This is a genomic window from Streptomyces sp. NPDC102402, assembly GCF_044765765.1.
GTDB lineage: Bacteria > Actinomycetota > Actinomycetes > Streptomycetales > Streptomycetaceae > Streptomyces.
The window spans coordinates 414229-435774 of the sequence record NZ_JBIWKR010000004.1; the positions used below are offsets into that span (position 1 = coordinate 414229).

The window sequence follows — 21546 nt, forward strand, 5'->3', positions numbered from 1 at the left end:
GGGCGGCGGAGGAGCCTCGTCGACCGGCCGGACACGGGGGGCCTGTCTCAGAGGGCCCGGCCTCAGAGAGGGCCCGGCCTCAGAGAGGGCCCGGCCTCAGAGGGGGGCGGTCTCAGAGGGGGCCGGTCTCAGAGGGGGCCCGACCTCAGAAGGGCCCGGTCTCAGAGGTGGGCGCCGGCCTCGCCGACCGCGTCGTACTGGCGGCCGGCCTCGTCGTTCCGCCCGCGCTCGACGATCGAGTCGAGGATCTCCCCCACCCTGATCGCGGTGTTCGACAGCAGGGACGACGTGATGCCGTGGGTGTGTTCCGTGCCGCCCTGCAGGTAGACGCCGCACCGCAGGGCGGGATCGGTCGCCACGCGGTAGTCGCGCTCGACCCGGACCCGGCCCTGGCCGTCGAGCAGGCAGTGCTCGCCCACCTCCCCCAGGAGGCCCAGGGTGTCGGCGGGAAGATAGCCGGTGGCGTAGACGACGACGTCGGCGTCGAGGGTCGTGCGTTCCCCGGTGACCAGGGACTCGACCGTGGTGCGGACCGTGTCCGGCGTCTCCACCGCGTCCACGACGCGGGAGACGTTGAGGAACCGCAGCCGCTCCGTCCCGAGGACCTTCTCCTGGTACGCCGTGCGGTAGAGGTCGTCGATGAGGTCGATGTCCACCACGGCGTAGTTGGTGTTGGCGTGATAGCCCATCAGCTTGCGCTTGGTCTCGTCCGGCGCCGTGAAGTACTCGTCGACCGCGCCGGGGTCGAAGATCCGGTTGGCGAAGCCGCTGTCGTCGGCGGGGCTGTAGCCGTAGCGGGAGAAGACCGCGCAGATCTCGGCTTCCGGGAAGCGCCGGTGGAGATAGGCCACGTTCTCGGCGGCGCTCTGCCCCGCCCCCACCACCACGAAGCGGGACGGCGGCTCGGCCCCGTCCAGGCCGTCCACCCGCGCCAGCAGGTCGGAGGTGTGCCAGATCCGGTCCGTGCGCCCGACGCCTTCGGGCATCTGGGGGCGCAGGCCCGTACCGATCACGAGGTTGCGCGCGCGGTGCACCACGACCTCCGCACCCGAACGCGACGTCACGTCCACGTACTCCACCACTCCGTCGCGCACGACGGGGGTCACGGCGAGGACCTCGTGCCCGTAGGACACCATGTCGTCCACCTTGGCGGCGGCCCATTCGAAGTAGGCGTGGAACTCGACCCGCAGAGGGAAGAGGCTCTTGCCGTTGACGAAGTCGACCAGGCGCCCCTCGCTCTGCAGATAGCACAGGAAGCTGAACTCACTCGACGGGTTCCGGAGCGTCACCAGGTCCTTGAGGAAGGACACCTGCATCGTCGCGTCGTCGATCAGCATTCCCCGGTGCCAGCCGAACCGAGGCTGTCTCTCGAAGAACTGAGCGGTGACGGCCTGCTGCCTGCCGACGCGTGAATTGCGCTCGGTGAGCGCGATCGCCATGGCCACGTTGGACGGCCCGAAGCCGATTCCTATGAGGTCGTGGACCGGTGGTGCGTCGCCGGGTGAACCCTGTGACATGTCACTCCCATCGTGCCGGGGGCGGCGGCTCGGTGGGCACCGGGGACCCAGGACAGGGACCACCGACCGAGGGCAGCCGCGTCTGAACTTAGGTAAAGCTAACCTCATTAATGCTCCCTGTCGAACAGGCGGTCCGGGTGGACGTGCGACCATCACGCCATCAACTGCTCTGCACTCGACGGGCATTGCATGCTTAGGTTAGGCTTGCTTTACTAAGAATTGCCCCTTCGTTGTTCCGCCGAGGTCCCGTGCGGCGCCCCCGGCCGCCGGGCCGGTGCGCCGGTCCTCCTCCGGAGCCTCGGCCATGTCAGGAGGAAAGTTGCAGCAGCCGAGCTCCCCGGGGGCGGTCACCGGTCCCGGCGCCGTGGGCGTGACCCCGTCGAGCGTGCTGGACCTCAACGCCTACCTCATGTACGCGACGGGAAAGGCCGCACGCCGCAGGCTCACCGACACGCTGACGGCCCACGGGCTGCGGCTGTGGCACCTCACCATCCTGGCCATGCTGGACGACGCCGGGCGGCTGTCCAAGGGCGATCTCGCCTCACGGCTGGACATGAACCAGAGCGACCTGACGAGGAGCGTCACCGATCTGGACAGGGCCGGCTATGTCGAGTGCGCCCGCGACCCCTCGGACCGCCGTCGCATCGAGGTCGCGCTGACGTCCGCCGGCAGACGCGCGCTGGCACGGCTGAACTCCGGCGTGTCCGCCACCGAGGCGGATCTGCTCGCCCCCTTGACGCGGGAGGAGCGCGACCTGTTCGCCGCCCTGCTGCGCCGGGTCCACACCCACCTCGAACGCGGCAGGGCCGGCGACGGCCCGGCCGGCGTCACCGCCCCGCCGGGCGCGGCCGGGCGGGCCGGCCGGGCCGCGCCGCGCCCCGTTCCGGCCGTGCCCTGACAGCCCGTCGGCGCCTCGGGCACCCTGACCGGGTGAACGTCCGCGCGCGGACGTTCAGGCTCCCGCCGTCGACTGGGCCTCGGCCTCCGCGCGGTAGAGGCGGCGCAGCCGGACCACGCCCAGGTCGTGCTGGTAGAGGTTCTCGCGCTGGTCGGCGTCGGCCGGCATGGCCTCCAGCATGACGCGGTCCTGTTCCAGGACGTCCCAGTGGCGCTGCTCGATCAGCGTCCGGTACAGGAAGCGCCAGGACGCGCGCTGCCAGTCCTGGACCCGGCGGTAGCGCCAGAAGAAGACGCCGCTGCGCCGCCCGTCCACCGGGCAGACCATTCCGACGATTCCGAACGGGCCTCCGGGGCCGGCCGAGGGCGGGTACGGGATGGAGAGGTCGACCCAGTCGACTCCGGTGCGGCAGAGCTCCACCCAGTCGAAGTTGACGCCTCGCTGGTCGGTCTTCTCGAAGAAGTAGCCGCGGGCGGTCTCCCTGATGCGGAACTTGGCCGTGGTGTCGCCGTCGAACATGGTGTGTGAGTCGTGGTGCAGGAACGCCCCGTGCATGGGGTCGAGCAGGTTCTCCACGGCGTACCGCCAGGGCGCGTCCCACTCCGCGTAGCAGAGGAAGGCGTCCACCTCGGGGTCCGTCAGCGGCTCCGGAAGGGTGAGTTCGGCGGGCTCGGGGTGCTCCTCGTCCCCGAAGTACGCGAGGACCGCACCGGCGACCTCGCGCACGGGCAGCGAGGTCACCAGCTTCTTGCCCTCGAGGCTGCAGCCGGGCAGCCCGGGCACGGAGGAGACCGTGCCGTCGGGTTCGACCTCGACACCGTGGTACCAGCAGGCGACCCGGTCACCGAGGTGTTTGCCGAGGGAGAGCGGGGCTCCGCGGTGAGGACAGCGGTCGGCGAGCATGGACAGTGCTCCGTCGGAGCGCCGGAAGAGCAGCCACTGCTCGCCGAGTGCGGTCACCTTGCGCATCGCGCCAGGGGCGACGAAGTGCGAGGGGACGACCGGGTGCCACTGGTTGCGCAGGCCGGTGGCGTAGATGTGGTCCGCGGTGGCGGAGGACGACAGCGTCATGGTCAGGCTCCCAGTCGGTTCATCTCGGCGCGGAAGGACTCCTCGGTCCACGGGCTGCCGTCGGCGGCGTGGACCTGGCGGGCGTTGAGCCCGCGCACCACGTCGGCGAGTTCGTGGCCCTCACGGGTGAAGACCTCTTCGAGGGTGGCGGCGAGCTTGTACTCGTAGGGGGTGGGCTCGTGCGTACGGGACTGGTGGACGTCCAGGTACGGCCAGGTGTCGGTCACGGTGTCTCCTGAGTGCGGGGAAGGTTCACAGGTCGAGGACGAGCCGGCCGGAGGCGCACCGCGAGACGCAGATCATCATCGAGGCGCCCGCGGCCCGCTCGGCCTCGCTGAGCAGGAAGTCGCGGTGGTCGGGGGTGCCTTCGAGCACCCTGGTCTCGCAGGATCCGCAGATCCCGTCGCGGCACGAGCTCTCCACGGCGAGCCCGGCGCCTTCGGCGGCCTCCAGGACGGACGTCCCGGCGCCGACGGTGAGCGTCAGCCCGGAGGTGCGGCACTCGACCTCGAACGCCTCGTCGTCGCCGGCGCGCTCCACCGTCGGCGCGGCGAAGCGCTCCAGGCGGAGCCGGTCCGCGGGGCAGCGCTGCTCGACGGCCGCGAGGAGCGGTTCGGGTCCGCAGGAGTACAGCAGGGTGCCGTCGGGCAGGCCGGCGAGCTGGGTGTCCAGGTCGATGTGCCCGTGTTCGTCCTGCGGGACGAGGGTGACGTCGCCGCCGAGCGCGTCGAGTTCGCCGGTGAACGCCATGGAGGCCCGGCTCCTGCCGCCGTAGACCATCCGCCACGCGGCGCCCCGGCGGGCCGCCTCCCGGGCCATGGCCAGCAGCGGCGTGATCCCGATGCCACCGGCGACGAACACATAGGCGTCGGCTTCCTCCAGCGCGAAGTGGTTGCGCGGCTCGGAGACCGTGATCTGCTGGCCGGGCCGCAGCTGGGTGTGTACGAAGCGCGAACCGCCGCGCGAGGCCGGCTCGTGGAGCACCCCGATCCGGTAGACGTCCGGAGCGTGCGGGTCGCCGCACAGGCTGTACTGGCGGACCTGGCCGCCGGCGTGCACGTCGAGGTGCGCGCCGGGGGTCCAGGCGGGCAGGGGCTTGCCGTCGGGGTGGACCAGCTCGACGGACAGGACTCCCTCGGCCTCCCAGGTCATACGACGGACGGTCAGCCGCAGCGATTCCTCGCTCATGGTCTGTTGCCTCCTTACCGGCAGTTCGGGCGGCCGGGCTACTGGCCCGGGATCCTCACGGGCGGGGTGAACGGGTTCTTCATCGGGCCGAGGGCGTTCAGGTCGACCTCGACGAGCGTGGGGCCGTCGGAACCGATGGCCTCGGTGAGCACCGGCCCGGCCTGCTCCTCCGCGGAGATGCGGGCGTACGGCAGTCCGCAGGCACGGGCGAGCAGCTCGAAGTCCGGTGTGGTCAGGTCGACCCCGGAGCGGCGCTCGCTGTGGCGGTCCTGCATGTTGCGCAGGACGCCGTAGCCGCCGTCGTCGAAGACGATCAGGGTGAGGCGGGGCCGCTCCTGGGCGAGGGTGAGGAGTTCGCCGAGGTGGACGGCGAGCCCGCCGTCACCGGCGATCACGACGGTGGGCGCACCGGGCCGGGCGAGCGCCGCGCCGATCCCCATGCCCAGGCCCTGTCCGATGCCTCCGCCGCGCGGGAAGACGTTGTCCTTGGGGTCGTACATCTCCAGGAGCCGGTTGCCCCAGCTGCTGGAGGGGATGGTGACGTCGCGGGCGACGACGGCCTCACGGGGCAGGGCGGCACGGATCGCGTCGCAGATCGCGGCCTGCGGCCCGATGTTGTCGTGCAGGGTCGCGCGCACCTCGGTGCGTACGGAGGTGACGCGCTCCGTCCAGCCGGGTTCGGCGGTCCGGGCGTACGGCAGGAGGGCGGTGAGGGTGGCGGCGGCGTCTCCGCGCAGGGCGTGGGTGGCCGGGTAGACCCTGCCGAGGGCGGCTGCCTCGATGTCGATCTGGAGGTGGGCCCCGGGGAGTTCCAGGGTGTAGTCGGCGGTCTCGTTCGACCGGAAGTGCGTGCCGACGGTGAGCAGGACGTCCGCGTCCCTGAGGAGGGCGCGCACCGCGGGTGTGGTGGCGAAGTTCCCGATGACCTGCTCGTGGTCCTCGGGGACGCTGCCCCGGCCGGAGTTGGAGGTGATCAGTCCGGCGCCGGTCGCCTCCAGCAGCCTGGCCAGTTCACCGCGGGCGGTGTTCGCGCCGCCGCCGGCCCAGACGAGCGGGCGGCGGGCGGAGGCCAGGAGGGCTCCCGATGCGGCGAGTTCGCTCTCCGTGGGGGCCGCCGGGGCCGTCTCCGCGTGCTCAGCGGGTTCGTCGGTCTGCGCGGAGTACTGGAGGTCGATCGGCCACTCGACGCTGGCGGGGCCACCGGGCGCGGTCAGCGCCGAGCGCGCGGCCTCGCGCAGGATCCGGCCCGCCTGTGCCGCGTCCGGGATGCTCGCGGCGTGGGCGGAGACGGCCTCCAGCATGCCGAGCTGGTCCTTGGTCTCGTGGATGAACCCCCTTCCGCTGCCGAGGAATTCGCTCTCGACCTGGCCGGTGACGTGCAGCACGGAGCTGCCCGCGCTGAGCGCCTCGATGAGGGATCCGGCCGCGTTGCCCGCGCCGGTGCCCGTCGAGGTGAGGGCGCAGCCGAGGGTGCCGCGGGCGCGTCCGTAGGCGTCGGCGGCGTTGACGGCGGACGCCTCGTGCCGGACGGGGACGAACCGCAGCTCACGGTCGACGGCTTCGACGAGCGGCAGGTTGTGGACGCTGACGATGCCGAAGACGGTGTCGATGCCGAGTTCGCGCAGGACGGTGACGAGGAGATCGCCTCCGTTGTCGTGACGCATGGTGGTGTCTCCTCAGAGGATGGAGCGGCCGACGCCGCCGCAGACGTCGATGCTGGTGCCGGTGATGTAGGAGGCTCGGGGGGAGAGCAGGGCGACGACCGCGTAGGCGACCTCCTCGGCCCGGCCGAGGCGGCCCAGTGCGATGCCCCTGTCCCCGGCCAGCCCAGCCTGCCAGTCCTCGTACGACAGGCCGGACTCCGCGGCCGCGTGGCGGCGGGTCCACTGGCCTGTGTCGACGAGTCCGAGGCAGACGGAGTTGACCCGGATTCCGTCGCCGGCGAGTTCGACGGACAGGGACTTGGAGAGGTTGAGGATTCCGGCGCGCGCCGCACTCGTCGTGATCAGCCGGGTCTCGGGCTGCTTGGCCAGGACCGCGTTGATGTTGACGACGCTCGCCGCTCCGGACGCGGCCAGATGGGGGCGCGCGGCGTGGAGGGGGTTGAGCACCCCGGCGAACTTCAGCTCCAGTTCGTCGCGCCAGTCCTCGGCGGTGGAGTCGTCGAGCCCTTTCATGCGGGACTGGCCCGCGTTGTTGACCAGTCCGTCGATCCCGCCGAACTCCTCGGCGGCACGGCGGACGAATCCGCGCACCGCTTCGGCGTCCCGTACGTCGCAGACGCCGGTCAGCAGACGGTCGCTCCCGGCGCCGAGGCCGGCGGCCGCCTCGGCGAGCCGGCCGGCGTCGCGGCCGCAGGTGGCGACGCGGGCGCCCTCGTCGAGCAGGGCGCGGACCGTGGCGAGGCCGACGCCCGAGCTGCCGCCGGTGACCACGATCGTGCGGTCGGCGAGGCACAGATCCATGACTCGTTCCTCCTGCGGTTCAGTTCATGGTGAAGCCGCCGTTGACGGCGATCACCTGTCCGGTCAGATAGCGGGATTCCTCGCCGAGCAGGAAGGAGACGACCCCGGTGAGGTCGTCCGGCTGCTGCGGCCGGGAGATCGCCCGGTTCACGCGGTAGAGGTCGTGCCGGTCGGCGGGCACGGTCTCGGTCGCCTCGCACTCGGTGAGGCCCGGGGCCACCGCGTTGACGGTGATCCCCCTCTCGCCGAGTTCGCGTGCCATGGCGCGGGTGAGCGCGATGACGGCGCCCTTGGAGGCGATGTAGTGCGCGAGGCGCGGGGAGCCGTACAGGGCGGCGTCCGAGGCGAGGTTGACGATGCGGCCGGGTCCGGTGAGGAGCGGGTACAGGGCCTTCGACACCAGCCAGGGGCTGCGGGCGTTGACCGCCATCAGCCGGTCCCACACCTCGACGTCGATGTCCTGGAACTCCTGTCCGCCGACACCGTTGGCGAGCGCCGCGTTGTTGACCAGGCCGTACAGCGGGCCCAGCTCCCGCACGGCGTCGGCGAGCGCCTCCACCGAGGCGGGGTCGGCGACGTCGCAGCGCACGAAGTGGGCGTCGATCCCCTCGGCGCGGAGTTCCGCGGCGGCTCGCTCGCCGCGCTCGCGCTCCAGTTCGGCGAGGACGACCCGGAAGCCGTCGGTGCCGGCCCGGCGGGCCATGGCCAGTCCCAGGCCACGGCCCGCTCCGGTGACGACGACGGTGCGCCGGCCTGCCGGGGGCAGGTCAGCCACGGGTCACGCCGTGCATCGGCGAGTACTCGGGGTAGGTCGGCACCTGCGGCTTCCGCGTGCCGATGACGACGCAGAACAGGGCGTCGGTGTCGCCCTCGTTCTTGAGGGACCGGGTGACACCGGCGGGGACGACGATCATGTCGCGGTAGCCCAGGGTGCGGTACTCGGCCTCCTCGGCGCCCCGGTGGATGCCGACCTTGACCTCGCCCTCCAGGACGAAGAAGGCCTCCTCGACGTCGTGGTGGGTGTGGGCCGGGCCCTCGGCGCCGGGCGGCAGCAGCATGTTGGAGAAGGTGAAACCGCCGGACGGGAGGATGCGGCTGTCGCTCTCGTGGTTGCCGGTCGCGCCGGAGCCGACGTAGCGGATCTGGCCGCGGCGGAACTGTGCGCCGGCCTTCTCCTGGAAGGAGAGGGTGTCGAAGTCGGCGACCCGGGAGGCCTTGGTGGCGATGAGGGAGTCGGTGTACGCGGAGAGGTCGTCGCCGTTGTCGTACGCGTCGGTGGTCAGGGGCATGGTGGAGGCTCCTATTCGGGGATGGATGCGGTGATGCGGAGGTGGGAGAGCACCCAGGCGTCGAAGTGGCCCGGCTGCTCCTGGTTGGCCAGGTGACCGGCGTCCTTGACGATCACGTAGGCGGTCCTGTGGATGGCCCCGGCGATGGCCTGGCTCGCCTCGGTGCCGGTGACCCGGTCCTGTTCGCCGCAGAGCACGAGGGTGGGGGCGGCGATCGAGGGAAGCTCGGCGCGCAGGTCGGCGGAGGCCATGGACTCGGCGGCGTAGGCGTAGCCCGGCAGCCGTACGGAGCCGGCCATGGTGTCCACGACGCGGCGCACCAGGTCCTCGGGCGCGCCGGGCGAGACGAGCCGGGGGCCGCGGGCCTCGGCGAAGGCCCGGGGGCCCAGCTCGGCGAGGTCGGCCGCCCTGGCGCGCATGCCCTGCGCCTTGGCCTCGTCCGCGCCCGATCCCGGGCTGGAGTCGGCGACGATCAGTGAGGCGACGAGCTCCGGGTGACGGACGGCGAGCCGCAGGGCGATCACACCGCCCCAGGACACGCCGAGGACGTGGGCGGTGGTGGCGCGCTCACGGATGAGCGCGGCGGCCGTGTCGGCGTAGTCGTCGAGGCTCATCGGCCCGGCGGGGTCGGGGGACTCGGCGTACCCGGGGGCGTCCCAGGCCACGACCCTCATGTGGGCGGAGAGTTCGGCGAGCTGCGGGGCGAAGGCAGCCGAGGAGGAGCCGATGCCGTGCAGGCAGAGCAGCAGCGGGCCGTGCTCGCCCGCCTCCTCGACGTGGACGCCGGCGGTGGCGCTCACAGGATCTGCCCGGTCCGGCCGGCGAGCGCGGCGAGACTGCGCAGCACCGCGTACGGCACCACCTGGCTGGTGGCGGGGTTGCCGGGGTCCGGCAGGTGCGCGACCTCGAAGCGGTACGCGCCGTGTCCGCCGGACGCCTCGATCACATGGCGGGTGTGGTGCGCCGCCGGGTCGGCGACGACCTGGACCCGCACAGCGTCCAGGTCGCCGACGGCCAGCGCGACCGAGGCGGCCACGTTCGTCGACTTGGGGAATTTGACCGGGACGTCGCGGGCGGTGCCGGACATGACCTCGACCGGTCCGGTCGCCGTACGCATCCGGCGCAGCAACTCCTCGCCCATCCAAGGCTGTTCGAGGGTCGACGGCAGTTTGGTGGTGGTCAGCCTGACCTCGTCGAGCGGGCCGAGGGAGCGTACGGCCTGGAGCAGGTCGAGGCCGCCGACGGCGCCGCCGGTGAAGTACACGCGGCCGGGTCCCGCGGCCAGCAGCCGCTTCGTGAGCTCGTCGTCGGTCAGGGCGCCGGTGGAGGCGATCAGCAGATCGGTGCCGGAGGCCAGGACCCGTTCGCCCCATTCGCGTACGACGCCCTGGCCCGCGGCCTCGACGATCAGGTCGCAGACCTCCATGGCCTCCTCGAAGGTCGCCTGCCGCACGGGGGCGGCCTCGCCGAGCGGGCGGTTGTCGACGACGCGGACCAGCTCGGCGCCGGTCACGCGGCCTTCAGCGAGCGCGGTCCCGACGACCCTGCCGATGGCGCCCCAGCCGACGACGGCGACCTTGCGTACGGTGCTCATGCGGTGGCCTCCTGGGCGTCTGAGGGTGCGAGCGGGCCGGGTTTCCGGGCGTCCACGGGTGCGAGCGGGGCCGGGCCCCGGGTGCCGGGGGAAGCGAGCGGGCCCGGGTCCGGGGAGCCGGCCATGCTGCAGCGGATGTCCTTGGAGGGCGGGCCCGCCGTCCCCCACAGGTCGGAGAGCTCGGGGACCCGCCGCCACACCCGGGCGATCCAGGCGTCCTCGACGATCTGGGCGACCTCGGAGGTGTACTCGCAGACCAGCCCGGACGGGTCGGTGAAGTAGGAGAAGGTGTTGTTGCCGGGGCCGTGGCGGCCGGGGCCCCACTGGGGGGTGATCCCGTGGTGGCGCAGCCGTCCGAGACCTCGCATGAAGTGGTCGACCGAGGTCATCTCGTACGCGACGTGGTTCAGCGAGGTCCACTCCGCCTGGTTGAAGGCGATGCAGTGGTGGTCGCTGTTGCAGCGCAGGAAGGCCATCTGGTGTTCGGACCAGTCGGAGACGCGCAGCCCGAGGACGTCGCGGTAGAAGGCGACCGCGGCGTCGATGTCGGTGGTGTTGAGCACTGCGTGCGTCACCCCGACGGGCACGGCGCCGTCCCGGCCGCGCGGCACGACGGCCTCGACCTGGGCGCTGATCTCGACGAGGCGGCCCTCCGGGTCGGTGAAGCGCAGTCCGTAGCCGCCGCCGGCCTGGTCGAGCGGGCCGGGGCCGGTGACGGGCGTGATCGCGCGGGCTTCGAGCCGCCGGGCCGCGAGGTCGACCTCGGCGGGTGTGGCGACGGCGAAGGCGATGCGGCCGAGGCCGACGCGGTCGCGCTCGGTGAGGTGGAGGACGTGGTGCTCGTCGCTCGTACCGCGGAGCCAGCGGGCGCCGGTGTCGGACTCGACGGTCTCCAGGCCCCAGACGTCCTCGTAGAAGTCGGCGGCCTCGGTGAAGGCCGGGGTGTGCAGCTCGACGTAGCGCAGTGAGCGGATCCGGGCGATCGGACCGGGCGTCGGCTGGTGCATGAGTCCCTCCAGGAACGGCAGATGCCGGGTCAGTTGGCCCACGGAAGCGGGTGGTCCGAGATGCCCCAGTACAGGGACTTCTGGCGTTGGTAGGCGCGGATCGCGTCGCGGCCCTTCTCGGTGCCGAGGCCGCTGTCCTTCCACCCGCTGAAGGGGGTGGAGGCACTGAACTGCTTGTAGGTGTTGATCCAGACGGTGCCGGCCTCGATCCGGCGGGCCAGCGCGCCGGCGGCGCGCAGGTCGCGGGTCCAGATCCCGCACGCCAGGCCGTAGACGGAGTCGTTGGCCTGGCGGACCAGGTCGTCCTCGTCGTCGTAGGGCAGGGCGACCAGGACCGGGCCGAAGATCTCCTCCTGGCAGGTCCGTGAGGTGTTCGCCAGGCCGTCCAGGACGGTGGGCAGGTAGTACGCCCCGCCCTCGTACAGCTCCCCCTCGGGCGCCGATCCGCCGCACAGGACGCGGGCGCCTTCGGACCGGGCGAGATCGACGTACGCGGCGACAAAGTCGCGGTGGCGGTGGTGCACCAGGGGGCCGACCTGGGTGGTGGGGTCGGTACCGGGGCCGACCCGCAGCGCGGCCGCCCGCTCGACGAGTGCGCCGACGAAGGAGTCGTAGATCTCCCGCGCCACGAAGAGTCTCGAACCGGCGATGCAGGACTGGCCGCTGGACGAGAAGATCCCGAACAGCACTCCGGCCAGGGCCTGTTCGATGTCGGCGTCGGCCCGCACGATCGTGGCCGACTTGCCGCCCAGCTCCAGCGAGGCGGGGATCAGCTTCCGGGCGGCGGTCTCCGCGATGGACCGCCCGGTCTCCGTGCCTCCGGTGAATCCGATACGGCCGACGAGCGGGTGGCGCACGAGGGCGTCGCCGACCACCCGTCCGCTGCCGGGCAGTACGGAGAACAGTGCGGCCGGCAGCCCGAACTCGCCGAGGGCCCGGAAGATCAGCTTCCCGAGGGCGAGGGAGACCAGCGGGGTCCAGGCGGCGGGCTTGAGGATCACCGCGTTGCCCGCGGCGAGGGCGGGGGCGATCTTCTGCGCGTCGCTGGCGACCGGGGAGTTCCAGGGGTTGATCGCGCCGACGACGCCGATCGGCTCGTGGGTGCTCACGGTGACGTACGGGCCCCGGGACGGGGTCACCGACTCCTCGGCGGTCTCCAGGACGGCCGCCATGTAGCGGAAGGTGCCTGCCGCGCTGAGTGCGAGGGCCCTGGTCTCGGCGAGGGTCTTGCCGGTGTCGGCGGTCTGCAGGGCCGAGAGTTCACCGGCGGCCTGCTCGGTGAGCTCGCCGATCCGGTGCAGCAGCCTGGCCCGCCCGTGGGCGGGCAGCTCCCGCCAGGCCGGGTCCGCCACGGCCTCCGCCGCGGCTTCGGCGGCTTCCGCGACCTCGTCCGCCGAGGCGGAGTGGACGGTGGCGAGGACACGCCCGGTCGACGGGTCGATCGTGTCGACGGGCTCGCCCGCACCGCGCCGCCACTGGCCGGCGATCAGGATTTCGGTGGGGAACTGCGGCACGGGTGGACCTCCGGGCGAGGCGGGAAGGGGGTGAACTCCGGGCGCGGGCAGGCTCGTCGGCTTGCCGTCCGTCTAACTTCCGAAGCACTAGAAATCTAAGTGCTTAAGTTTCTCGACACAAGACCCCAAGGCCAAATCGTTGCCCGGAAGCCCTTGAGCACCGGATCCACGGCGTCAATGATGGGGGCCGAGTCACCGGGAACACAGTTCCTAAGCTCTTAACCATTGACCGCTTAGGTATGTCCCCCTACTGTCGCCGGAACTCATCTGCCCGCGGAAGGACCCCCTCCATGACGACTGTGGCCGGCAAACCCGCTCTCGGCTCGATTGCCGCGAGACTCGAACGACTGCCGCACTCGCGCTGGCACGTCAAGGTCCGGTTCCTGATCGGCGCCGTCACCTTCTTCGAGGCCTTCGATCAGCTGCTGGCCGCGTCCGCGCTGCCCGTCCTGATGAAGGAGTGGCACCTGAGCACCGGGCAGGCCACCTTCGCCGTCACCTCCGCCTCGATCGGCATGCTGCTGGGCGCGCTGGCCGCCGGATGGCTGGGGGACCGCATCGGGCGGGTCCGCACCGTCGCCCTGGGCGTCGCCGTCACCGGCTCGGCCAGCCTCGCCGTGGCGTTCTCCGGCAGCATCGAGACGTTCTCCGCCTTCCGCTTCCTGCAGGGGCTCGGGATCGGCGGGGTCGTACCGGTCGCGGCCACGTACATCAACGAGATCGCCCGCTCCGACAAGCGGGGCCGTTTCGTGCTGTTGTACGAGATGATCTTCCCGGCCGGACTCGCCGCGGCCACGCTCCTCGCCGTCTGGGTGGTCCCGGCCTTCGGCTGGCGCGCGATGTTCCTCGTGGGTGCTCTGCCGGTCGTGATCGCCGCGATGCTCCCCCGCCACGTCGAGGAGTCCCCGCGCTGGCTGCTTTCCCGTGGTCGCACGGCGGAGGCCGAGGCGGCCATCGCCCGGATCGAGGCGGAGGTCGCCCGCGCGACCGCCGAGGAGCTTCCCGCACCCGTCCCCTCGTCGGACGCGCCGAACGAGCCCGAGGGCACCCTGAAGGATCTGTTCCGGGGACGCTATCTGCGGCGTACGGCGGTCCTCTCGGGGCTGTGGTTCGTCGCGTACTACGTCAACCACGGCATCTCCACCTGGCTGCCGTCGCTCTACACGAAGGAGTTCGGGCTGGATCTCACGACGGCGCTGGTCTTCACCCTGCTCAGCAACGTCACCGGGCTGCTCGGCACCTTCATCATGGCCATGCTGATCGACCGCATCGGCCGGAGGCCCGCGCTCATCGGCGCGTTCGTCGGCACGACGCTCTCCCTCGCCGTCCTGGCGGTCGCGGGCGCGACCTCGGGCGGCCAGGTCGCGGTCTTCGCCTCCTGCACGACCTTCTTCCTCTACGCGATCAACGCGGGCCTCTACCTCTACTCCCCCGAGCTGTACCCCACGTCCAACCGGGCCAGGGGCGCGGCGTTCGGCGGCCTGTGGAACCGGCTCGGCGTCATTCTCGGCCCGGTGGCCGTCGGTGCGGTCATCGGGGCGGGCGGCGGCCTGGCACTGGTCTTCGCTCAGCTCGCCGTGATCGGCACGGTGGGTGTGGTGATCGCCTGGTTCGCCATCGAGACCAAGGGCAGGACGCTGGAGGAGCTCAACGCGTGACCCTGCCGGCTCGGGGCCGTTGGCCCGGGGGCAATTTGCTCACTGCTCCGGGCAACCGGCTCCGAGCGCCCGAGGAGTCGTGGAGGCGCCGTGAGCCGCCGGCGATCCACCGGATCCTGTCCCGCGAGCACTCCCGCTCCTGGGGGCTCGGCTCCTCGGACGGTGACGAGCCGGTCCGGCCGCGGCTGAGCCGCGTGTCGCCTCAGCGGTAAGATTCTCAGTGCCGTGAGAAGCCGGAGGGACGCCGGCCCGCGCCGTACGGAGGGGATGAGGATGGCAGCGTCAAGGCCCGCGGACCACGATGCCGTGGCGAAGGTCGTCGAGGACTGGGCGCGGGAGCGCCCGGAGCTGGACACCAGCCCGCTCGAGGTCCTCGCCCGGCTGCACCGCTCCTTCCTGCGCTACAGCACCGGGCTCACCGAGTCCGTCGAGCGGCACGGCCTGTCCGTGGCGGGGTTCGACGTCCTGACCGCGCTGCGCAGGTCGGGCGAACCCTACCGGCTGACGGCCGGGCAGCTCGCCGACTCCGGGCTGGTGTCGTCGGCGGGGGTGACGCTGCGGATCGACCGTCTGGAGAAGGACGGGCTCATCGTCCGTGAGCGTGACACCCAGGACCGCAGGGTCGTCTACTCCCGCTTGACGGAGAAGGGGCTCGCCACGGTGGACACGGCGTTCACCGAACACCTCGACAACGAGAACCGGATGCTCGCAGGGCTGTCCCCCTCCGAGCGCCGGCAGCTCGCGCGGCTGTTGCGCAAGCTGGAGATCTCGATCCTCGACGCCGACGAGGAACGGCCCGCGCGGTAGCCCGCCTCCGCTGGGGGTCTACGCGCTCGCGTGGGAACAACGGGTGTCCTCGGCCTGCCACGGAACCCGCATCCGGCGCATGAGGTCACGCGTCGTACGCCGGTCGAGCGTGGTGTGCCAGACGACTCCGGGATACCTGGCTCGGAGGTGGGAGAGCGCCCTGGTCCCCAACCCACTGCGATGGAACCGCTTCTCGATGCTCACCTCGGTGATGACCCCCTCCGAGCAGGAGGCGCAGAGGCGGAATTCCACATGGCCCACCACCTTGCGCACGAGCACCAGGAGCAGACACCGGTCGCCGGTGCCGCGCTCCGAGGACTGCACCAGCTCGACCTGGCTGTAGGCGATCACGCGCCGGTGCCAGGCGCCCCTGCGGTGGCCTGGCAGCCGATGGCGGCCCCCGCCGCCGTGGTGCGCGGGGATCGTCGCGGCGCCCGCGGCCGGCAGGGCCGGACTCCGGAGCGGATACGTCACGGGCCGTGCGTGGCTTCCGAGCATGCATCGCGCCTGCCCGCCCTGCGGCGACAGATGCCTGCCGCCGCTGTCGGGCCGGTCGGTCCCGCGCGCGGAACCCCCGCCAGGACCGGCGGCGCATACCGGTCGTCCGGCCGGGCACACGGCAGGTCACACCGACCCTGGGAGTTCATCATGGTGATCGTCGGCATCGTCGCCGTCTGTGTCGTTCTGGCCGTCCTCGCGTTCTTCGTCCCCCGCCTGTCCCGCCACCCCGAACGTGGCACCCAGCGGACCCTGGGGGCCGGATCACGTGTCGGCGGCAAGGCTCCGGGCGTGCTGGGCCGGATCTTCAGCAAGCCCTTCCGCAGCAGCTCCAAGGCCGTGGGCAGCAGCGGCTCCGCCGGGCGCCGGGCGCGCGGCCGTCTCCCCTTCTGACCGTCGGGCCGCCGGGCGCGCGGCCGATTTCCGTGCGGACCGCGGAAGTCGCCGGACTCCGGCCGCTCACGGAGTGCGGTGGCCCGTGGCCGCGGCGAACGCCCGCGCGACGTCGCTGACCGCGGTGGTTCGACGGCGAAGGGGGCCACGGCCGCCTCGCGCGCCTGTCCGTCCCGGTCGGCGTGGTAGCCCTCGCCGAAGGCGTCACCCATCCGGGAGACGCCGCCCGGCAGTTCGGCCGGCGCGCGCCGGGTGACGGGCGGGGCCGCTTCGGCGCGGCGTACGGACGGCAGCGGCGACAGGTCCGTGGCCGTGCCGCCCGCACCGGGACGTCCTGGGCGCAACGGTCGCTCATGCGAGGGCCTCGGCCCTGAGGGGGCTCGACGCCCGCGGCACGGGTTCCGGGACGGCGGCCAGCAGGGCGCGGGTGTACGGGTGGGCCGGGTTCTCGCAGATGTCGTCGGCGCCGCCGCTCTCCACGATGCGCCCGCCGTGCATCACCGCGATGCGATGACTCACCTGCCGGACCACGGCGAGGTCGTGCGCGATGAAGACGAGGGCGAGGCCGAGGTCACGCTGGAGATCGGTGAGGAGGCCGACGATCTGCGCCTGCACGGAGACGTCGAGCGCGGAGACGGGTTCGTCACAGATGAGGACGGACGGTGCGGGGGCGAGCGCCCGGGCGATGCCGATGCGCTGGCGCTGACCGCCCGAGAAGGAGCGCGGGTGCCGGTCGGCGACGGCCGGATCGAGGCCCGTCACGCGCAGGAGTTCCGTCACCCTTTCCTCCCTCTCCTCGCGGTCGCCGAGACCGAAGGCGAGCAGGGGTTCCGCGACGATCTGGCCGACCGTCATCCTGGGGTTGAGCGAGGCGTACGGGTCCTGGAACACCATCTGGACCTGGCGGCGCACGGAGTGCAGTTCACGGCGCGAGGGCCGGGTGACGTCCTCACCGCGCAGCAGCACCCTGCCGCCGTCCGCCGGATGGGCGTGGGCCAGCACCCGGGCCAGGGTGGACTTCCCGGAGCCGGACTCTCCGACGATCCCGAGGGTCTCCCCCGCGGACAGGGTCAGCGACACGCCGTCGAGCGCGGTGAAACCCCTCCGTCCGCGTACGCCTCGCCCCTTGTACGTCTTGCGCAGGTCCTGGGCTTCCAGGACGACGTCCCCGGGTACGGGGCGGTCGATCCGGGCGGGAGGGGCCGGGGCCGGCAGCGGATCGGTGCGCTCGGCAGCGGGCAGGCAGGCCGCCCGGACCCCGGCCGTGAGCGCGGCGAGCGGGGGCACGGTGGTACGGCAGCGGTCCTCGACGCCCGCGCAGCGGTCGGCGAAGGCGCAGCCGTCACCGAGGAGCGTGAGGTCGGGCGGGCTGCCGGGGATGCCGGTGAGGCGGGTGCCGGACGGGGCGGAGAGGCGCGGCACCGCGGCGAGGAGACCGGCGGTGTACGGGTGGCGGGGGCGGGTGAGCACCTCGGCGGTGGGACCGTCCTCGACGACGGTTCCGCCGTACATGACGAGGACGCGTTCGCAGGAGCGGGCGACGACCCCCATGTTGTGGGTGATCAGGACGAGGGCGGTGCCGGTCTCCCGGTTGAGGTCGGCGAGCAGGGTGAGGATCTGGTCCTGGACGGTGGCGTCCAGTGCGGTCGTCGGTTCGTCGGCGAGAAGGATGTCGGGCTCCCCCGCCAGAGCCATGGCGATGAGGATCCGCTGGCGCTGGCCGCCGGAGAACTGGTGCGGGTGGTCGTCCAGGCGCCGCCGCGGGTCGGGGATGCCGACCCTGTCCAGGAGTTCGACGGCGCGGACCCGTCGCGCGGTCCGGTCGGGGTGCCCGTGGGCGCGTAGCACCTCGTCGAGGTGGCGGCCCGCGGTCATCACGGGGTTGAGGGCCGTCATGGGGTCCTGGAAGATCATTCCGATGCGGGCGCCCCTCACCGCGCGCAGTCCGGCGTCGGTGGTCTCTGCCAGGTCCTGGCCGTCCAGCAGGACCTGCCCGGTGGTGATGCGGCCGGTGCCGGGCAGCATCCGGGTGAGGGCGAGGGCGGTGGTGGACTTGCCGGATCCGGACTCGCCGACCACGGCGAGCGTCCCACCGCGGCGCAGGCGGAAGGAGACGCCCCGGACGGCTCTGACGGCCGGTCCGTCGTGGGACGTGAACTCGACGCCCAGGTCCCGGACTTCGAGCAGATCGTGGGCGGTCATCGGCGTATCTCCCGGTTGAGCGCCTCGGCGACGAGCGAGAGGCCGAGGACGAGAGCGGTCACGGTGATCAGAGGTCCCGCCGCGAAGTGGGGGGCGTCGGAGAGGTAGGGCAGTGACTGGCTCAGCACGGCTCCGAGGGTGGGCTCGGGCGGCCGTACGCCCACTCCGAGGAAGCTCATCGCACCCTCGATGAACACGGCGACGGTCAGGGAGACCGCGATCTGCACGATCAGCGGGTCCGCGGCGTTGGGCAGGATGTGCCGGAACAGCACGCGGCGCCCCGAACTCCCGCCGACCCGGGCGGCGGTCACGTACTCCCGCTCCCGTTGGACGAGGACCGAGCCGCGCAGCAGCCGCCCGAACACCGGGATCTCGGCGAGGGCGACGACGAGGATGACGGGGGTGCGGCCCGGGCCGAGGATCGCGGTGACGGCGAGCGCCAGGATCAGGCCGGGAAAGGCGAGCACGAGGTCGAAGACCCGCTGGAGGACCGTGTCCGCCACCGGGTGCGCGGCTGCGAGGAGCGCGGCCAGGCAGCCCAGTACAGCACCGAGGGGTACGGCGACGGAGATGATCCCGAGGTCGGCGCGGATGCCGTAGAGGAGCCGGCTGAGCAGGTCCCGGCCCAGGTCGTCGGTTCCGAGCGGGTGCCCGGGGGTCCCGAGGGCGGCCAGGCTCTGCGTGCTCTGGTCGGTGGGTGCGTGCCCGGCGAGCAGCGGCGCCAGCAGGCCTGCGAGGACCACCGCGCCGACGAGGGCGAGGCCGGTGCGGGCCCGTGCGGTGGACAGTGCGGTGCGGTAGGGGTGACGCGGGCGGCTCCGCCGGCCGGGCTTGCGGGTGGCGGCCGGCGGGGGCGGTCCGGTGAGGACGGTGTCGGTCGGTGCGGTCATGGGTCACTCCCACCTGATCCGGGGGTCGAGCCAGGCATGGACGAGGTCGGTGAGGAGCTGGACGAGGACGAAGACGGCGACCAGGAGCAGCAGCAGGTCCTGGACGACGGGGTAGTCCCGGCTCACGAGACCCTGCTCGGCGAGCCTGCCGAGGCCCGGCCAGGCGAAGATCGCCTCGACGAGCACGGCTCCGCCGAGCAGGTGCCCGGTCTGCATGCCGAGCAGGGTGACGACGGGCGGGAGCGCGTTCGGCAGGGCGTGCCGCCACAGCAGCCGGCGGGGCGCGACGCCCGCGGCGGTGGCTGTGCGGATGTAGTCCTCGGCCAGTGCGTGTTCGATGCCGTCCTTGAGGTAGCGGCCGAGGACGGCGGCGCTGGGAAGGGCGAGGCAGAGCGCGGGCAGCAGGAGGTACTGGACGGCGAGGTCGGGGGCGGTGAGGAAGGCGGTCCTGCCGCCCGGGGGCAGCACTCCCAGGATCACGGCGAACAGCAGCACGAGCACGACACCGCTGATGAACGGGGGCACGGCGAGGGAGGCGGTCATGGCCACCCGGACCGCGGACCGGATCCAGCGGCTGCGGGAGGTCGCACCCAGGACACCGAAGGCCGTGCCGAGCAGTATCACGAAGAGCATTGCGGCCAGGGTGAGTTCGACGGTGGCACCGAGTCCGTCCCGGATCAGGTCGGACGTCTGGCCCCCGATGGCGTACGAGGGGCCGAGATCGCCCGTGACCAGCGAGCCGATCCAGTGCGCGTACTGCGTGAGGAGCGGTGCGTCGAGTCCGAGACGGTCCCGGATCGCCGCGACGGTGGCGGCGTCGGCGTCGGGCCCCGCGAGGGTGCTGGCGGGGTCGCCGGGGACGAGCCGCAGGATGGTGAAGATCAGGAACGAGGCGACGAGCAGGACGAGGAGGGCGGAGGGCAGCCTCCGCAGCAGGTAGCTGCGCATGTCACACCAGGTAGGCGTTGTCGAGGTCGAGGTAGGAGAACTTGTTCAGCGTGACGCCGTGCAGCCCGGCGGCGGAGACCTGGACCTGACCCCGTACGACGAGATCGATGATGAAGGCCTCGTCGAGCAGGATGCGGGTGATCCTCTCGTGCAGCGCGTTGGCCGCGGCCGCGGTCGGCTCGGGCTTCGTCCATGCCTCCCGCACCACCCTGGTGTACTCGTCCGACCGGAATTCGGAGGTGTTCTTGGCCTCGTTGAACGGATAGGCGCTCACCGCGAGCGTGGAGGGCTGGATCTGCGCGAAGCCGTGCCCCAGGGTCCACAGGGCCGGCATGTCCTGGGAGATCAGCTTCTTCTGTGCGGTGGCCGGGTCGGTGGGCTGGAGTGTGACGTGGACTCCCACCTGCTCCAGGTCGTACTGGAGTGATTCGGCGATCGCGGTCTCGCCCGGCAGCGCGAGGTGCAGCAGGGGGAGTTCGAGCTTGGTGTGCCCGGCGGACCGCAGCAGCTCCCTGGCCTTGCCCGGGTTGTGGGAGTAGTGGGTGCGATGCGCCTCGGTGAAGGCGGGAGAGGACTTGGGCCAGGGCGCGGCGGAGGCGAGCCCGTAGCCGCCGAGGGTCTGCGCGAGCAGCCGGTCGCGGTCGAGGGCCCAGGCGAGGGCGTGCCGGACGGTCCGGTCGTCCAGCGGCGGCACGGTCGTGTTGACACCGAGGTAGATGGCGCCGGCGCCGGTGTCGTAGTCGCTGACGGTCAGCCGCTTCTCGCTCCTGATGGTGCCGAGGTTCTTGCCGGGCACGTTGAAGGAGAGCTGGGACTGGCCCGAGCGCAGGGATGAGATCAGGGCGTCGGCCTGAGGTATGACGCGCAGTTCGACACCGTCGAGATAGGGGCGCCCGGGCTGCCAGTAGCGCTCGTTCCGGGTCAGGCTCAGACCGGAGCCGGGGCTCCACTTCTTGAGCCTGAACGGCCCGGTTCCGATGAGCTTCCTGCCGGCCACGGCGTCCTCGACCGTCTCCGGGTCCGTGATGATCATGAACTCGAACAGGTCGAAGAGGTTGTTCACCGGATGCGCCAGCCTGAGCACCAGCTCGTGGTCACCGCGCTTCTCGAACCCGGTGACAGCCGCAGCGGTGGCGTGCAACTGGGCGGCGCGTACCGGGTCCTGCAGGTTCTTCACCGCGAAGACGACATCATCGGCGGTGAACCTGCGGCCGTTGTGGAACGTGACGTCGTCGCGCAGCCGCAGCGTGATGCTGCGCCCGTCCTCGGCGTACGTCCAGGAGGCTGCCAGCTCCGGCTTCGGGCTGAGCCGGTCGTCATAGCGGGTCAGGGTGTTGTAGATCAGCCTGTGCTGCAGGGACTGCTGGCTCTGTGAGAAGAGCAGAGCAGGCGTGAAGTCGGCGTTGACGGCGACGTCGAGCGTGCCGCCGCGCTTCGGCTCGGCGTCGGCGGAGTCGGACGAGGCCTCCGAGACCGCCGAGCGGCAGCCCGCCAGGCCCAGTCCGAGAAGGAGGGTGCCGCCGCCCGCGGCGCGCAGGGTGGAGCGCCGGGACGGTCCGGTGGGCATGGAGGGATACAGCGCGGTCATCGAAGCCTGCCTGTGGCGG

21 protein-coding genes are annotated in these 21546 nt (G+C 72.1%); 4 read left to right on the forward strand and 17 right to left on the reverse strand.

The features are described 5' to 3' along the window. Positions 1–161: 161 nt before the first annotated feature. Positions 162–1517 carry a lysine N(6)-hydroxylase/L-ornithine N(5)-oxygenase family protein gene (locus ACIRJR_RS15590; RefSeq protein WP_403779733.1) on the reverse strand — a complete coding sequence of 452 codons (1356 nt, stop codon included), beginning with the start codon at positions 1515–1517 and terminating at the stop codon, positions 162–164. A gap of 319 nt (positions 1518–1836) precedes the next feature. On the opposite strand from ACIRJR_RS15590, the gene ACIRJR_RS15595 reads away from it, so the two are divergent. Then, positions 1837–2415 (forward strand): MarR family winged helix-turn-helix transcriptional regulator, encoded by a 579-nt coding sequence (locus tag ACIRJR_RS15595; RefSeq protein ID WP_403779735.1) that lies wholly within the window; start codon positions 1837–1839, stop codon positions 2413–2415. 54 nt (positions 2416–2469) lie between these two features. Here the strand turns inward: ACIRJR_RS15595 and ACIRJR_RS15600 are convergent, their stop codons facing one another. Genes ACIRJR_RS15600 through ACIRJR_RS15650 form a run of 11 tightly spaced genes read right to left on the reverse strand, consistent with a single transcriptional unit; the run spans position 2470 to position 12543 of the window. Beyond that, positions 2470–3486, reverse strand: a complete 1017-nt coding sequence (locus ACIRJR_RS15600) for a Rieske 2Fe-2S domain-containing protein (RefSeq protein WP_403779738.1) — start codon at positions 3484–3486, stop codon at positions 2470–2472. Between the two features lie 2 nt (positions 3487–3488). Further along, entirely contained in the window at positions 3489–3713 is a 225-nt protein-coding gene (locus tag ACIRJR_RS15605) for a recombinase-like helix-turn-helix domain-containing protein (protein WP_203184485.1), read from the reverse strand. Between the two features lie 25 nt (positions 3714–3738). Beyond that, positions 3739–4674: a PDR/VanB family oxidoreductase gene (locus tag ACIRJR_RS15610; protein WP_403779741.1), complete on the reverse strand. Its 936-nt coding sequence runs from the start codon at positions 4672–4674 to the stop codon at positions 3739–3741. Between the two features lie 38 nt (positions 4675–4712). Continuing rightward, positions 4713–6338 carry a thiamine pyrophosphate-binding protein gene (locus ACIRJR_RS15615; protein ID WP_403779743.1) on the reverse strand — a complete coding sequence of 542 codons (1626 nt, stop codon included), beginning with the start codon at positions 6336–6338 and terminating at the stop codon, positions 4713–4715. Between the two features lie 12 nt (positions 6339–6350). After that, a complete protein-coding gene (locus ACIRJR_RS15620; RefSeq protein ID WP_403779746.1) occupies positions 6351–7139 on the reverse strand; it encodes an SDR family oxidoreductase in 789 nt (262 codons plus the stop codon). A 19-nt stretch (positions 7140–7158) separates the two neighbouring features. After that, positions 7159–7914, reverse strand: coding sequence for an SDR family oxidoreductase (locus tag ACIRJR_RS15625; protein WP_403779748.1), 756 nt, complete (start codon positions 7912–7914; stop codon positions 7159–7161). Continuing rightward, the gene (locus tag ACIRJR_RS15630) at positions 7907–8428 is read right to left on the reverse strand and encodes a cupin domain-containing protein (RefSeq protein ID WP_403779751.1); all 522 of its coding nucleotides are present in this window, start codon (positions 8426–8428) and stop codon (positions 7907–7909) included. Before ACIRJR_RS15630 ends, ACIRJR_RS15625 begins: the two co-directional genes overlap by 8 nt. A gap of 11 nt (positions 8429–8439) precedes the next feature. Next, a complete protein-coding gene (locus ACIRJR_RS15635) occupies positions 8440–9228 on the reverse strand; it encodes an alpha/beta fold hydrolase (protein WP_403779754.1) in 789 nt (262 codons plus the stop codon). Then, entirely contained in the window at positions 9225–10022 is a 798-nt protein-coding gene (locus ACIRJR_RS15640; protein ID WP_403779757.1) for an aspartate dehydrogenase domain-containing protein, read from the reverse strand. The genes ACIRJR_RS15635 and ACIRJR_RS15640 overlap by 4 nt, the downstream gene beginning before the upstream one ends. After that, positions 10019–11029 (reverse strand): VOC family protein, encoded by a 1011-nt coding sequence (locus ACIRJR_RS15645; protein ID WP_403779760.1) that lies wholly within the window; start codon positions 11027–11029, stop codon positions 10019–10021. Before ACIRJR_RS15645 ends, ACIRJR_RS15640 begins: the two co-directional genes overlap by 4 nt. Before the next feature lie 29 nt (positions 11030–11058). Then, a complete protein-coding gene (locus tag ACIRJR_RS15650) occupies positions 11059–12543 on the reverse strand; it encodes an aldehyde dehydrogenase family protein (RefSeq protein WP_403779763.1) in 1485 nt (494 codons plus the stop codon). A 290-nt stretch (positions 12544–12833) separates the two neighbouring features. Between ACIRJR_RS15650 and ACIRJR_RS15655 the strand changes: the two genes are divergently transcribed. Both ACIRJR_RS15655 and ACIRJR_RS15660 read left to right on the forward strand, forming a co-directional pair. Beyond that, on the forward strand, positions 12834–14201 hold the full coding sequence (locus tag ACIRJR_RS15655; RefSeq protein ID WP_403779766.1) for an MFS transporter: 1368 nt from the start codon (positions 12834–12836) through the stop codon (positions 14199–14201). Between the two features lie 267 nt (positions 14202–14468). Further along, entirely contained in the window at positions 14469–15008 is a 540-nt protein-coding gene (locus tag ACIRJR_RS15660; protein WP_403779769.1) for a MarR family winged helix-turn-helix transcriptional regulator, read from the forward strand. Positions 15009–15026: 18 nt separating this feature from the next. On the opposite strand, the gene ACIRJR_RS15665 is transcribed toward ACIRJR_RS15660, so the two are convergent. Continuing rightward, complete coding sequence (locus tag ACIRJR_RS15665) at positions 15027–15482, reverse strand: hypothetical protein (RefSeq protein ID WP_403779772.1); 456 nt, start codon at positions 15480–15482, stop codon at positions 15027–15029. A gap of 174 nt (positions 15483–15656) precedes the next feature. On the opposite strand from ACIRJR_RS15665, the gene ACIRJR_RS15670 reads away from it, so the two are divergent. Continuing rightward, on the forward strand, positions 15657–15899 hold the full coding sequence (locus tag ACIRJR_RS15670) for a DUF6411 family protein (protein ID WP_403779775.1): 243 nt from the start codon (positions 15657–15659) through the stop codon (positions 15897–15899). A gap of 351 nt (positions 15900–16250) precedes the next feature. On the opposite strand, the gene ACIRJR_RS15675 is transcribed toward ACIRJR_RS15670, so the two are convergent. Genes ACIRJR_RS15675 through ACIRJR_RS15690 form a run of 4 tightly spaced genes read right to left on the reverse strand, consistent with a single transcriptional unit; the run spans position 16251 to position 21527 of the window. After that, positions 16251–18101, reverse strand: a complete 1851-nt coding sequence (locus ACIRJR_RS15675; RefSeq protein WP_403779778.1) for a dipeptide ABC transporter ATP-binding protein — start codon at positions 18099–18101, stop codon at positions 16251–16253. Further along, positions 18098–18991, reverse strand: a complete 894-nt coding sequence (locus ACIRJR_RS15680) for an ABC transporter permease (protein WP_403779781.1) — start codon at positions 18989–18991, stop codon at positions 18098–18100. Before ACIRJR_RS15680 ends, ACIRJR_RS15675 begins: the two co-directional genes overlap by 4 nt. A gap of 3 nt (positions 18992–18994) precedes the next feature. Then, complete coding sequence (locus tag ACIRJR_RS15685) at positions 18995–19939, reverse strand: ABC transporter permease (RefSeq protein WP_403779784.1); 945 nt, start codon at positions 19937–19939, stop codon at positions 18995–18997. A 1-nt stretch (position 19940) separates the two neighbouring features. After that, entirely contained in the window at positions 19941–21527 is a 1587-nt protein-coding gene (locus ACIRJR_RS15690; protein WP_403779787.1) for an ABC transporter substrate-binding protein, read from the reverse strand. Positions 21528–21546 lie beyond the last annotated feature (19 nt).